Here is a 13,583-nt window from a genome sequence, read left to right as displayed (position 1 = left end):
AGGCTGTTCTCGCTCTGGCCAAGCTTGGTGGATTTTTGGGACGCAAAAGTGACGGAGAACCCGGCGCGAAAGTGATCTGGAAAGGCTTGCAGGCTTTCCGAACCGTCTTTCAATCCTATCGCTTTTTGCTGTAATTTTTTACCGGTGTTATGGGGCAAGCTTAGTTGTACGATTCGTTAGCAATATTGGCGATAGCGTTTATTCCCGCTCGTCACCTCCAAACCGCCTTCTATATGGTTTGTAAAACAAAAAACGCTCCGATACAAAAGTATCGAAGCGGTGTGTGCTTCACGACCGAGTCTAACTCAAGTGTAACTCGCAAGCAAAATTTTGGCAACCATTCCAAACGAGATCCATGGAAATGAGCATCAAAAAAGCCCGCGAATACTCGCGGGCTTAAAATCTGTTTAACGGGAATCCAGCGCACTGCGCAGGCTGTCCCCGATAAAGTTGAAGCACATAATCGTCAAGAAGATCATGAATCCTGGAATGATCGGGTACCAAGGCGCTTTTGACAGGATTGTCAGACTTTGCGCTCCCTGCAGCAGGTTCCCCCAGCTGGCGTCCGGCGCTTGAATGCCGAGACCCAGAAAGCTGAGGCTCGATTCCGTAAGAATCATCGTTCCTATTTGCAGCGTAGCCGATACGATGACTGGAGCGAGCGCGTTCGGCAGCACATGCCGGAAGATAATCCGGGCATCCGACATCCCGATCGTGCGGGCGGCATCAATAAACTCGCGATTTTTGACGGATAAAATTTGCCCTCTGAGCAGCCGGGCCTTAGTCATCCAGCCGAAAGCGACAAGTACCGCGATGATATTGAATAGGCTGGGCCTCAGCAGCGTAACGACAGTAATGAGTGCGAACATAAACGGGAAAGACAGCATAATATCGACGAACCGCATCAAAATGCTATCGATTTTCCCGCCATAATAGCCGGCGATCGAGCCGACCAGCACGCCGATGATGACATTAAAAACTACGGCGAAAATGCCGACCGACAATGAAACGCGGGCGCCATACATAACGCGTGTTAATAAATCCCGCCCGTATTCATCAGTGCCGAACCAGTGCTCGCTGCTCGGCGGCTTCAGCCGGTTGAGCAGATTTTGCGCCGCAGGATCATACGGAGCAATCCACGGAGCAAGGACGGCAATTAATATGAGCGCAAGCATAATGAACAGGCTGACAAGTGCTATTTTATTTTGCTTGAAACGTTCCCACGATCTGTTTTTCGGTTTGGCGAATACCGCTTCGACCGCATTGTTTTTAGCTGTAGTAGTTGCTGCGTCCATCGGATTACACCTTCACCTCTTTCTTGCCGTAGCTGACCCGCGGATCAAGTAAAGCATACAACAGATCGGAAATGATGCTGCCAAATACATACAGGAAAGCGATGATCGTCGTAATGGCAAAAATAATCGGATAATCCCGTTGGAACGCCGCCTCCGTAAACAGACGGCCCATACCCGGAATTGCGAATATGGTCTCCACAATCAACGCGCCGCCGAAAAAACCGGGCAGCGCCAGGCCGAACAAGGTGGCCAGCGGAATTAAGGCATTTCGCAAGCCGTGAAAGCCGAGCACGCGTCCGCCGCCAAGCCCTTTGGCCCTCGCTGTCCGCATATAATCCTGGTTAATAACTTCCAGCATGCTGGAACGAACATAGCGCGCCCATACCGCCACTTCCATAGCGGCGATCGTCAACACCGGCAAAAGCAGATGCTGGAGGCGATCCCACAAGCTGAACGGAGCGTTGATCGTCTGCAGGCCGCCCGAAGGCAGCCAGCCGAGCTTGACGGCAAAGAACATGATCAGCATCAATCCGAGCCAGAACGACGGGATGGAAATACCGACAAATGACAGCCCCGATACGATCTGATCCAGCTTCGAATTTGCTTTAACCGCGCATAAAATTCCGAGCGGCACGGCTATTAGCAAAGCGATCAGAAAGCTCGTTACTGTAAGCAACAGCGTATTCGGGAGCCGATCCCAGATGAGACTGGAGACCGGCTCATTCTTCAGAAAAGAAATCCCGAAGTCGCCCTGCACGATGCCGCTGATCCATTTCCAATACTGAATATAGAGCGGTTGGTCGAGCCCGTATTGTTTGATCATATTCTCTTTGTCTGCCGCTTTAACGGTCGGATCGTCGATATATTCGGAGAGCGGGCTGCCAGGAGCCATATGAATAATCGCAAACGAAATAATTGTGATACCGATCAATATCGGAATGGCGTTCAGCAAACGCCGCAATGCGTAGAGCGCCACCGGAGGTCACTTCTTTCTTATTTGGTAAAATGCCATTTGTCGACTTCTCTCAAACCGCTGCGCTCAGGATTGAAGCCTTCCAGATTTGCTGGATAAGCCATCGTGCGCGTCGGCGAGTAAATGAACGTATACGGCTGATCTTCTGCGATTAGGGCGTCGATCTTACCCAGCAGCTCTTTCCGTTTGTCCTTGTCAAACGTCTGCAAATCTTCTTCAATCAGCTTGTCGACTTCCGGATTGCTGTACGAAATCGTGTTCATGCCGCTTTCGATTTCGGAAGAATGCCAAATTCCTTTCGGGTTCGGATCGCCGCTAATGTCCCAGCCAAATATAACGGATGTGAAGTTTTTGGCCAAAAATTCGTTAATGAAAGCCGAGCCTTCCATCGTTTGCGGAATGACGCTAATGCCTACTTCTTTCAGTTGCTGCTGGACGACGGTCATGACTTGTTCACGCACTTTGTTGCCTTGGTTCGTACGCATTTCGAACTCGAATTTTTTGCCGTCTTTATCGAGTATGCCGTCGCCGTCCGTATCTTTCCAGCCGGCTTCCTCAAGCAACTTCTTCGCTTGCTCGACATTGTAATCGAATTTCGGCACATCGTCCGTATAATTCCAATAAGATGGGGTCGTTTGGCTGTGTATCAGTTCCCCTTGGCCTTCAGCGACACTGTCCACGATTGCTTGGCGGTCAATCGCCATCGTCAATGCCTTGCGCACATTCTTGTCCTGGAACAGCGGGTTAGCCAAGTTCCATCCGGCATAGATATAAGCGCTGCTGGTAATTCCTTTTTGCAGCTTCAATTTGTCCGGATTTTTGCTCGCATAATCCTCGATTACCGCCAGATTGTCTGCCGGAACATCCACAACGTTGATTTCTCCCGTTTGCAGCTGCGCCATCATCGCATTGGCGTCCGGTATGATTTTAATCGTAACTTTATCAAGCCCCGCCTTGCCGTAATAATTTTCGTTGCGCACGAATGTCAAGTATTGCCCCGACTTCCATTCTTGCAGCTTGAACGGGCCGGAACCGACCGGGTTTTTGTAAAAATCGGATTTGTCCATATCTTTAACCGACGCGTCCTTCAGCAGATGCTGCGGCATAATATTGTAAATGAGTGTATCGATATAGCCAGCATACGGCTCTTTAAAGGTGAATTTGATCGTCGTATCGTCGACTTTTTCTACTTTTTCAATGGCGTCGAATGTGCCTTTGCGCGGGCTTACATGCTCCGGATTAATCGGGATGTTGTACGTAAATACGACATCGTCGGCCGTTACCGGCTGGCCGTCCGAAAATTTCGCGTCATTGCGAATCTTGATCGTCATTACCTTCTTGTCTTCGGAAAATTGCGGCTCGCCCTCCGCCAAATCAGGAACGATGTCCTGTTTTTCGTTAAAACGGTACAAGCTGCTGAATACCAGCTCGATGACTTCGGAGGAATATACATCCGTAGCCCAGAAACGGATGAAGCCTTTCGGCTCGCTCAAATAGGCGGTCGTAATTTCGCCGCCGTCAACGGCTTCTTTCTCGGGCTCGGGCGAATCTTTCGGCGTATTTGCTCCGCCTGAATTGTTCGTTTCGGATGATGGGTTAGATGGTGCTTCCGGCTTGCTGGACGAACATGCGGATAGAAACATAGCGGCCATTACGATGACAGCCAGCGCCGTAATGGCGAGACGGCGAGTGTGGAACAGTTTGGTCAACATTCGTTTTCCCCTTTCGGCTACAAATACTTATTTTTATATGAAATGGCACGAGGCAAAATGCCCCGGCTGCACTTCCCTAAATAAAGGCGGTTCGGTGCGGCAGCGCTCCTGGACATGCGGGCAGCGCGGATGGAACGGACAGCCGGAAGGCGGGCTTGCCGCATTCGGCACTTCGCCGCTCAGCACGATGCGCTCCCGCTTGCGCTCCACATCCGGTTCCGGAACGGAAGACAACAGAGCTTGCGTATATGGATGCTGTGGGCTTTCAAAGAGCTGATCCCTGCTCGCTATCTCGACGATTTTCCCTAAATACATGACCGCGACGCGATTGGAAATATGTCTGACGACGCTAAGATTATGGGAAACGAACAAATAGGATACTTTCGTTTGCTTTTGCAGATCGCCAAGCAAATTGACGATTTGGGCTTGAACAGAAACGTCCAAAGCCGAGACCGGCTCATCCGCAACGATCAGCTTGGGCTCCAGTGCGATTGCCCGCGCGATGGCGATGCGCTGTCTTTGCCCGCCGGAAAACTCATGCGGATATAGCGAAGCCGCCTGCTTGCTGAGTCCGACGTTCTCAAGCAATTGCTCTGCCCGGAGCCAGGCTTCTTTGCGGCTTAATTTCCCTTGAATGAACAAGGGTTCGGCAATTGCCTGTCCGACGGACATTCTTGGATTCAACGATGCGTAAGGATCTTGAAAGACGCATTGAATCTCTTTGCGAATCGGGCGAAGCTTCCTTTGCCGCATCTTCCCGATGGAGATCCCTTTAAATCGTATTTCGCCTTCGGTCAATTCGAGCAGACGCAAAACCATCCGTCCGACTGTGGACTTGCCGCAGCCGGATTCGCCTACAATGCCGAGCGTTTCTCCTTCTTGCATCGTAAAGCTGACGCCATCGACCGCTTTGACCATGCCTTTATTTCCGCCGATCGGAAAATATTTTTTCAGTTCGACTACTTCAAGAAGCGGAGCGGTCACGTGTGTGTATCCCCCTTTGATGTCCGTTAAATTAGGATGCAGCGCACCTGATGGCCGGCACGAACCTCTTTCAGCTCCGGCATCCGTTCGCGGCATTCTGCAGTCACTGCAGGGCAGCGGTCGGCGAACCGGCACCCTTCCGGATAAGAACCTGCCGGCGGAACGTTGCCCGGTATCGGCTGCAGCTTCTCGATTTTTCCTTGCATCCGGGGTGTCGACTGCATAAGTCCTTTCGTGTAAGGATGCAAGGGCGATGTGAACAATGTCCGTACATCTGTCTTTTCCACGATCTGTCCTGCGTACATGACGATGACCCGCGTCGCCATCTCGGCTACAACGCCAAGATCGTGGGTAATGAACAGGACCGACATTTTGGTTTCCTTCAGCAGCTGGCGAATCAGATCCAGCACCTGGGCTTGGATCGTCACGTCAAGCGCCGTTGTCGGTTCGTCGGCGATCAGCAGATCCGGCTTGCACGCCATCGCCATAGCCAGCATGACGCGCTGTCTCATCCCGCCAGACAAACGATGCGGAAATTCTTTGCGAATGCGCGCCGGCTCCGGAAAGCCAACCCGCCGCAGCCATTCGTCCGCAATTGAGATCGCTTCCATTTTGGAAACCCCAAGATGCAGCAAAATCGCTTCCGTCATCTGAATGCCTATGGTCAACACCGGGTTGAGTGACGTCATCGGCTCTTGGAATATCATGGCAATTTGCTTCCCGCGAACCCGGGACATCTCCCGCCGCTTTAAATCCAGCAAATTGCGTCCCTTAAACCTGATTTCGCCGCTGGCCACCTCTCCTGTTCTTGGCAGCAATTGCATAACCGACAGGGAGGTCATGCTCTTGCCGCAACCCGACTCCCCGACGAGCGCCACTACTTCATTCTGACCGATCTCGAAATCGATCCCGTCAACGACGGTGCGCTCTTTTCTTTTGTCTTTGATGACCGTTGTCAGCGATTTTACTTCCAGAATTGCTTCGGTCAATCTCGCTCACCTTTTCGTAATGGATATAGTGTATGAATGACCTTCATTTTACAGTTGTTTGATATAAATGTCATTTGATTTTATGAAATTTTTATTATTAAACTTATTTATCAATGACATGCTTTGTCGTCCAAACGCGGTAAAGCGTCTTTTCGTTGAATTGCAGATTTTATTTACCTAAGTATGGAAGTTGGAATGGTGGGTAAATAAAAAGCTGTTCTTGATCGCCGCTTGACGCAAAGAACAGCTTTTTGCCGTTAGAACAAGCCTTGCTGCCCTTTCAGCTTGACAAGTGCCTCCACAAAGTAGTAATCGCCGTAAATGATCGGCACATTGACATGGCGGTTAACCGGATAGGAGACAGTGCCTTTGGTCAAGATCGCATCCTGCCCATCGCTGAAATCGGCATAGTTGTCGTATAATCCTTGTAAAATTGCCAGTGCGTTTTCATAGTAGAAGGCTGCTTCTGTTTCATCCTCCAGCAGCTTGCCCAGTTCAAGCAGTCCGCTTGCTGTACATGCTGCCGCGGTGGAATCGCGCACAAATTTGTCCTTGTCCGCTGTGCGGAAGTCCCAATAAGGCACTTTATCCTCGGGGAGATGGGACAGGAAGTAGCCCGCGATATTTTTGGCAGCTGTCAAATATTCCGGTTTGCCTGTTTCACGCGCTGCAATCGCAAAGCCGTAAATAGCCCATGCCTGGCCTCTCGCCCATGACGAATCCGGGCCCAGCCCCTGACCGCCAAGGTTTTCTATTTTTCCCCCTGTCTCCGGATCAAAGCTGACGATATGCGGCACCGTCCAATCCTCTCTTACGAACTGCCGGAGAACAGTATCCGCATGCGCAACGGCGATATGCTTGAAGCGCGGATCCTTCTCTTCCTTGGACGCCCAGAACAGAAGCGGCAAATTCATCAGGCAGTCGATTATAGCCCAGCCGGTGCTGTTCGGGTCTACGCTGTCTGTCCATGCCCGAATAAATTGCCCGCTTAAATTGAATCTGCCGGCCAGATGGCTCGCTGCGATCAGACCCGTTCGGCGGGATTCGGCATTACCGGTTAACCTGTAGTTGATGACAGCAGTAGGCAAGTACATAAAGCCAACATCATGATGGATATTATAAAATTGCTGCAATGGGACATTTAACTGCTGTTCAATGCGCTCCGCCGTTTCCCGCAATGCTTCTTCTTTCGTTTCTCTGTAAGCAAGCCATAGCAGGCCGCCCCAAAATCCGGAGGTCCAAAAGGACGCATCCTCACAATTGTAATGGCCATCCAGGCATACATGGGGAAAGCTCGCCCCGATTTTTTTGTTCAAGGAATGGATCTTTTTTAACGACTCCGAATAGGCATGATTGATCCAGTCCGGATTGTGCTGAGTTGTCTTTGCCACCAAAAGCGCCCCTCTCATTAGCTTGTTATACCCATTATTGTATGGATTGAGGGGAGGAGGGGAAATCGCTACTATTTGTTCTAGTCGCTAATAACGGCACTATTGCCTCAAAAAAGCTGCAAGGACAAATAATGAATATGGCGGCAAAAAACCGTGATGCGCTTACATCCAAGGCTGCCCCGCCAGTTGTTCTGCTACCCTAAGTTTTTTAAATATTCGCCAGGCGAAACGCCGATATATTGCTTGAAGATGCGAATAAAGGTATTCGTATTATTGCAGCCGACGATGGCGGCCACTTCATGAACTTTATAAGTCTTTTGATTAAGCAGCTCTTTGGCCCTTTTTACTTTCAATGTGTTTACGTACTGCTTGAAGTTAATATCCAGCGAATTTTTAAGCAGCTTGCTCACATAGCTTTCCGACAGGTTGAAATGGTTAGCTATATCCGTGAGCGATAAATCCTTATCGAAATGCTGATGGACATAAATAAAGATTTGGGAAGCGGTCGAGCTTTCTAGGCTGAATTTGTCCTTGTTGCAATAGTTGAAAACCTGCTCAAACAGGCTGAAAGCTTTCTCGGAAAATCTGGCTGCCGCAGCTTCCATAAACGCATCGAGCGCATTCGGATATTCTTTTACAAACTGGTTCAACGTTTTGTTATTGGCGTTGAGACAGCGCTTGAAGGTAGTCAAGAGAGAATGCTTCAGGCTCGACAGGTTTGCCGGCCCCGGCATCGTTTGCTTTTCATTTTCATCGATTAACTTGCCAAGCAGTTCGTAAGCTTTGCCCAGCTCATTCGTATTTACATAGTTAAGCAGCAAATTCTCGACCTCTATTGGATAGTAGCAGACGACCTCCTCTGTATGCCTTACTTCTTGCGAGGTGATTACTTTATTCACTGCCGCATATTGATAACTGCTTAATCGTAATAACTCCTGCAACGCGGATGTCAGCTCGGTTAATGGATAAGTTTCCGATATACATACTGTAATATCGAGCGATAAATTGCTTTCAACGCTGCTAATGATATGCCCGGCCGTATGCTTAAGCTGATCGGCAGACAGCGCATGGAAAATAATGCAGTATTTATTCCGGTCCAGCGGCAGGACGAAGAAGTGCTCGCAATCGGCCAGATTTTCTTTGATTATCGTTTGGAAGATGGCTGCTAAATTAGGCACAGCAATAGATTCATACAGCGCTTCCAAACCTTCGCATTCGAGCAGCATCAGATTCAGCCGGTTTGCAAAAGGCTCCAGATGCAGAGCAGAAATGTTGTCGTTAATAAATTGCTCGTTTGCGATCCCGTAAATCACTTTGCGAAAGAAATCCTCGCGCAAATGGACGACCGAATGATCCAGCTTATTTTGCAGGGCATCGTTGATGAAATAGATTTGTTCAATGCTCGATTGGATGTAAGCGAGTTCATTAATGGCGAGAGGCTGCACAGTTTCACTTGCAGCTTTGCCCCCCGCTTTGGCTCTTGCTCCATTATGCGCATCCAAAAATTGCAGCAGTTGTCTGATCGGCTTGTAGCTTGATCTGGTAGCCATGTAAGCAAGAACGATGCCTAGCAGCAGCAGAAGCATGCCGGGAAACAGCGCTGTCTTCCATAATGCAAAAAAGATCGTGCTAAATGAAGTTAATTCGCCTGAGTACACATAGTGCAAATTGGGAATCAGCTTCGAATGATGAATATAATTGATCGTTGAGCCCATTGTGAGATGATTTTGATCGGTTTGAACGTTTATCATATCGGGTCTTGTCAATAGCTCTGGCTGCAAGTTGTCGTTATTTCTATAAGTAGTGATCAATTCATCGGTATAAAGATAGAAGTTGCCCTCCGGCTTATCCATCGTTTTCGGCAGCAATGAAATACTGTCCACTACAATAAAGAAATAGAGTGGGGCAAGCCGGGAATTTGGCGTTTGATGAATCATGACAATTTTATCAGGTATCATCATTAAAGATTGCGGGACCACATAGGTTCCGGAGACCAGCGCTTCATTTTGCCGCTGTTCATAATGATCAAGCACAGCAGGCTGGATGCCAAGCTCGCTCAAGTAATTTTTGACGCTAAAGGTGCCCGTACTCGTAATGATCAGATCATCAGTCAGTTTAGTGACACCGAACGTGAAGCCAAGCTGGCCGAATCCGCGCAACTGCTCAATCAAATCATTGTAAAGGCTTGCAATATTGAGGTAGTTGGTGTCATCGCTATAGCGATAATCGGTTAAGCTTTGCAGCGTCGATATTTTGTATACGAATTCCATCACGGTCTGGAATTTAAAGTCTGCATAATTGCTGGTTTGATCTATGTAGAGCTGGTGATTGTGATTGTTTTGCGCATCGAGCATTTGATAGCTTTTGTAGAAGATAATGGATGAAGTGATGATGGAATATAAAAGAACAATGACAATAAACAAGGTCAGCATCTTGTACAAAAACTTCCGCTTCACGATCATGGAACAGACTCCCCTTTTTGTTTTAGTCTACATCACTTTAGTTCTTTCTTCAAAAAGATAATCGTGCGAAAAAAGCCAATCCTCATTTTTTGACTTAAGAAAAACCGTGGAAGAAAGCGCTTTTAAAGCTGATTACAGCAAGTTATATCGATTTTTTGTTCATCTTCAAAACTGGTAGCCAACTGTCGAATTTTGTCCTGAAGCGATAAAACAAAGATCATGACAAATATTAAAGATATCGCTTTCATGCGCTCTCCTGTACGATGCAGGTATGAAAAGTTTACGAATGAAGCTGCCGATGCAGCAGCAGGAGGTGAGGCATAAGCATGACTAAAAGCAAGCTGGGCATTTACTTTCATGATTTAAGAAAGGACATATTGAGAGACCGGATGCTCTATTATTTACTCATCCCGTTTCTATTATGGTTTCTCGTCTTTAAGTATTTGCCGATGTGGGGAATTCAGATTGCGTTTAAGGATTTCAGCCTGTTTAAAGGAATAGGCGGTAGCAAGTGGATCGGATTTGAGTATTTTACTGAATTTATTGGAAGCGAATACTTTTTGCGCGTTTTTAAAAACACGGTCATTATTAGCTTGTATGGGCTGAGTATTTGCTTTCCAGCGCAAATTATTTTGGCGATTATGATAAGTGAGGTCACTCGCGAAAAATTTAAGAAAGTGGTGCAAACTCTTACTTATTTGCCGCACTTTGTGTCGGTCGTCGTCATAGCCGGAATCGTAACGACCTTTCTGTCGCCGGAAAGCGGACTGATCAATCTTGTATTGGAAAAGTTGGGATTTGAGAAAATTTACTTTCTGACGAATCCCGATTATTTCCGGGGCATCTACACGACAATGAATTTGTGGAAGGAAACGGGCTTTGCGTCGATCGTCTTTATTGCCGCCATTGCCGGCATAGATACGCAGCTGTACGAGGCGGCCAAAATGGATGGCGCCAGCAAGTTCAAACAAATTATCCACGTTACGCTGCCAGGCATACTGCCAACAATCGTAGTTATGTTTATTATGAAAATCGGCAGCTTGCTAAGCGTCGGCTATGAGACGATCATTCTCCTCTATCAGCCGGCGACCTATGAAACGGCGGACGTGATCAGCACCTATGTGTACCGCTCCGGGCTAATTGACGGCAGATACGATTTTGCCACAGCCGTCGGGCTGTTCAACTCCATTGTAGCCCTTGTGCTCGTTATTTTGGCGAATCGATGGAGTAAAAAAGTAACCAATGCAGGCTTATGGTAGGTGATCGGATGATTGAATCAAGAGGAGAAAAGCTTTTTAAAATCGTCAACAACGTTCTGCTGGCAATCATGGCGGCGGCGGCGCTCTATCCTTTCCTATACGTACTCTCAGCGTCTATCAGCTTGCCTTATCACGTAGTAACAGGCAAAGTGCTCCTGCTGCCTAAAGGGTTTACCCTTGACGCCTACAAAAAAGTATTGGGCAATTCGGAAATATGGCTGGCCTATGGAAACACGATTTTTTATACGGTTTGCGGTACGGCAGTGTCGATGTTTTTAACGATATGCGGCGCTTACGCTTTGTCGAAAAGACGTCTTCGCGGACGAAAGTGGTTTACGATTTTCGTTACGCTGACGCTATGGTTTGATGCGGGCATGATCCCATTTTATTTGACCGTTAGAGACTTGGGCTTGCTTAATACGCGAACAGGCATTATCATCGCCTTTGCGAGCAATGCCTTTAAAGTTATTTTGCTTCGTACAAGCTTTGAAGCGCTGCCTGACGAGCTGGAGGAATCGGTGAAGGTGGACGGCGGCAATGATCTGCAGGTGCTGATGCGTGTGTACTTGCCGCTTGTGAAGCCTGCGCTTGCTACTGTCGGCCTGTTCTATGCGATTGAAAGATGGAACGGCTACTTCTGGTCGATGATCATGCTGACGGATATGGACAAAATTCCGTTGCAAGTTTTATTGAAAAAGATGATTGTGGAAAATGACATTCAATCGGAATTCGCGGCGGCGCTCGATTTTTCTTCTACGGTCTCGGCAGAAACGGTAACTTACGCGACGATTGTCGTTTCTATACTGCCTATTGTCCTTGTGTATCCCTATATTCAAAAATATTTTATAAAAGGGATGCTGGTCGGAGCAGTAAAAGGATAGAACCTAAATTATATCATGCGGGGTGGCATTACGATGAAATTGAAAAAAATCGTTTATGTTTTTGCGGCAGCAACGACACTGGCGGGAGCGCTTGCAGCTTGTTCTTCAGAGCCAAAAAGTGAAGAGCCAAAGCAGCCGGCACAGGGAGCGCAAAATCCGGATGCCGGGGAAAAAGCCAATCCATATTTGGCTTCAGAAAAGCCGTTGAAACTGACGGTTCATATGGGCACGAAGGATTCAGGCGTATTTAAAAATGATTGGCCGATTTTCAAAAAAGCGGCGGAGCTGACGAATGTATCGCTTGAGGGCACTTTGCCGGTTACCGTTTCTGATTTTAGCGAGACGTTTAGCATCGTTATCGCTTCCGGCTCGATTCCTGACATTATGCAGGCATTGTCCAAAGACTTCCTGCAATATGGCCCAGAAGGCGCGTTTTTGCCGCTCAATGATTTGATTGATGAGCATGCGCCTCATCTGAAGAAGTTTCTGGAGGAAAATCCGGACGTAAGAAGCGCGTCATCCGATAACGAAGGGAATATTTGGTTTATTCCGTTTATCGCGGATGGCGAAGCAGAGAAGGGCTGGTTTATCCGTAAAGACTGGCTCGAGAAGCTGAATCTGGAAGTACCGAAAACAGTTGATGATCTTTACAACGTACTGACAGCATTTGTGAACAATGATCCAAACGGCAATAACAAAAAGGACGAAGTTGGTTTTTTCCATCGAAATACTTCAATTGGCATTGAAGGGCTGATGGCACTCTGGAATGCATACACGGATTATCGCGCATTTGACAATAAAGTTATTTACGGGCCGCTTGAGCCGGAATACGGCGATGCGATGACGAATATGGCCAAATGGTATAAAGAAGGCCTGATTGACAAGGAAATCTTTACACGCGGCGGCAAGGCGCGAGATATTTTGCTTGCTGACAATGTTGGCGGCTTGACGCACGACTTTTTCGCATCGACAGGCAATTACAATGAACAGCTTCAAAGTAAAATCGAAGGCTTCCGCTTTGAGCCGATGCTGCCTCCGGCAGACGTAAACGGCGTTGTCAAAGAACCGTCCAAGCGTGACAGGGCCAAAAACTATGGCTGGGGAATTGCTCACAGCAACCCGGATGCGGTAGCGACGATCAAATACTTTGATTTCTGGTTTACCGAGGAAGGAAGACGTATGGCGAACTTCGGGATCGAGGACGATACATACACGATGGCAGACGGCAAGCCAATCTTCACAGATAAAGTTATGAAATCCGATAAGGCGCCTGTCGACGTTATTCGCGAAACAGGAGCGCAATCGAACTTCGGTTTCCAGCAGGATTATTTCTATGAGGAGCAATGGACGCTGCCTCTGGCAACGGAAGGCATCAATCAATATAAAGAGAACAATGTGTTTATGGACAAGTATCCCATTTTGAAGTTTACGGATGAAGAGCAAAAAGAGATTCAGAAGATTGGTCCTAAAGTAGACACTTATGTCGTTGAAACTAGACAGCAATGGATTTTGGGCGCTAAGGCGGTAGATCACGCGGCATTCGTAAAAGAGCTGGAGAAGCTTGGCGCACGCCGTCTGGTAGAAATTAATCAAGCGGCTTATGACCGCTATCTGGCTGAGCTTAAGCAATAACAGAG

The 13,583-nt window shown here is 47.9% G+C and carries 11 protein-coding genes; 4 read left to right on the top strand and 7 right to left on the bottom strand.

Annotation, left to right across the window (positions count from 1 at the left end; all coding sequences use genetic code 11):
* Positions 1 to 14 precede the first annotated feature (14 nt).
* On the top strand, positions 15 to 134 hold the full coding sequence (locus tag ACFQ0N_RS26030; protein ID WP_379331845.1) for an IS4 family transposase: 120 nt from the start codon (positions 15 to 17) through the stop codon (positions 132 to 134).
* Positions 135 to 407: 273 nt separating this feature from the next.
* Here ACFQ0N_RS26030 and opp4C read toward each other — a convergent pair whose 3' ends face one another.
* From opp4C to ACFQ0N_RS25995, 7 genes are all read right to left on the bottom strand, one after another.
* Positions 408 to 1,295 (bottom strand): oligopeptide ABC transporter permease, encoded by an 888-nt coding sequence (opp4C, locus tag ACFQ0N_RS26025; RefSeq protein WP_379331824.1) that lies wholly within the window; start codon positions 1,293 to 1,295, stop codon positions 408 to 410.
* Positions 1,296 to 1,299: 4 nt separating this feature from the next.
* Positions 1,300 to 2,271 (bottom strand): ABC transporter permease, encoded by a 972-nt coding sequence (locus ACFQ0N_RS26020; RefSeq protein WP_379331822.1) that lies wholly within the window; start codon positions 2,269 to 2,271, stop codon positions 1,300 to 1,302.
* Between the two features lie 17 nt (positions 2,272 to 2,288).
* Positions 2,289 to 3,980: a peptide-binding protein gene (locus tag ACFQ0N_RS26015; RefSeq protein ID WP_379331820.1), complete on the bottom strand. Its 1,692-nt coding sequence runs from the start codon at positions 3,978 to 3,980 to the stop codon at positions 2,289 to 2,291.
* Between the two features lie 33 nt (positions 3,981 to 4,013).
* Positions 4,014 to 4,964 carry an ABC transporter ATP-binding protein gene (locus ACFQ0N_RS26010; RefSeq protein ID WP_379331818.1) on the bottom strand — a complete coding sequence of 317 codons (951 nt, stop codon included), beginning with the start codon at positions 4,962 to 4,964 and terminating at the stop codon, positions 4,014 to 4,016.
* Between the two features lie 26 nt (positions 4,965 to 4,990).
* Positions 4,991 to 5,953, bottom strand: coding sequence for an ABC transporter ATP-binding protein (locus tag ACFQ0N_RS26005; protein WP_379331816.1), 963 nt, complete (start codon positions 5,951 to 5,953; stop codon positions 4,991 to 4,993).
* 257 nt (positions 5,954 to 6,210) lie between these two features.
* A complete protein-coding gene (locus tag ACFQ0N_RS26000) occupies positions 6,211 to 7,344 on the bottom strand; it encodes a glycoside hydrolase family 88 protein (protein WP_379331814.1) in 1,134 nt (377 codons plus the stop codon).
* A 194-nt stretch (positions 7,345 to 7,538) separates the two neighbouring features.
* Positions 7,539 to 9,806, bottom strand: a complete 2,268-nt coding sequence (locus tag ACFQ0N_RS25995; RefSeq protein ID WP_379331812.1) for a helix-turn-helix transcriptional regulator — start codon at positions 9,804 to 9,806, stop codon at positions 7,539 to 7,541.
* Positions 9,807 to 10,132: 326 nt separating this feature from the next.
* Here ACFQ0N_RS25995 and ACFQ0N_RS25990 point away from each other — a divergent pair, with 326 nt between their 5' ends.
* Genes ACFQ0N_RS25990 through ACFQ0N_RS25980 form a run of 3 tightly spaced genes read left to right on the top strand, consistent with a single transcriptional unit; the run spans position 10,133 to position 13,578 of the window.
* Positions 10,133 to 11,065 (top strand): ABC transporter permease, encoded by a 933-nt coding sequence (locus tag ACFQ0N_RS25990; protein ID WP_379331809.1) that lies wholly within the window; start codon positions 10,133 to 10,135, stop codon positions 11,063 to 11,065.
* A gap of 8 nt (positions 11,066 to 11,073) precedes the next feature.
* Entirely contained in the window at positions 11,074 to 11,946 is an 873-nt protein-coding gene (locus ACFQ0N_RS25985; RefSeq protein WP_379331807.1) for a carbohydrate ABC transporter permease, read from the top strand.
* Positions 11,947 to 11,979: 33 nt separating this feature from the next.
* Complete coding sequence (locus tag ACFQ0N_RS25980; protein WP_379331805.1) at positions 11,980 to 13,578, top strand: type 2 periplasmic-binding domain-containing protein; 1,599 nt, start codon at positions 11,980 to 11,982, stop codon at positions 13,576 to 13,578.
* Positions 13,579 to 13,583 lie beyond the last annotated feature (5 nt).

Origin of the sequence: Paenibacillus sp. GCM10027626, from assembly GCF_042676285.1 — a bacterium.
GTDB lineage: Bacteria > Bacillota > Bacilli > Paenibacillales > Paenibacillaceae > Paenibacillus_Z.
This window is presented reverse-complemented; position numbering and strand designations above follow the sequence as displayed.

Excerpts from the sequence above, each read along its gene's own strand:
- ACFQ0N_RS25995 (WP_379331812.1), bottom strand. The coding sequence starts at position 9,806 with ATGATCGTGAAGCGGAAGTTTTTGTACAAGATGCTGACCTTGTTTATT.
- ACFQ0N_RS25980 (WP_379331805.1), top strand. The coding sequence starts at position 11,980 with ATGAAATTGAAAAAAATCGTTTATGTTTTTGCGGCAGCAACGACACTG.
- opp4C (WP_379331824.1), bottom strand. The coding sequence starts at position 1,295 with ATGGACGCAGCAACTACTACAGCTAAAAACAATGCGGTCGAAGCGGTA.
- ACFQ0N_RS26015 (WP_379331820.1), bottom strand. The coding sequence starts at position 3,980 with ATGTTGACCAAACTGTTCCACACTCGCCGTCTCGCCATTACGGCGCTG.
- ACFQ0N_RS25990 (WP_379331809.1), top strand. The coding sequence starts at position 10,133 with ATGACTAAAAGCAAGCTGGGCATTTACTTTCATGATTTAAGAAAGGAC.
- ACFQ0N_RS25985 (WP_379331807.1), top strand. The coding sequence starts at position 11,074 with ATGATTGAATCAAGAGGAGAAAAGCTTTTTAAAATCGTCAACAACGTT.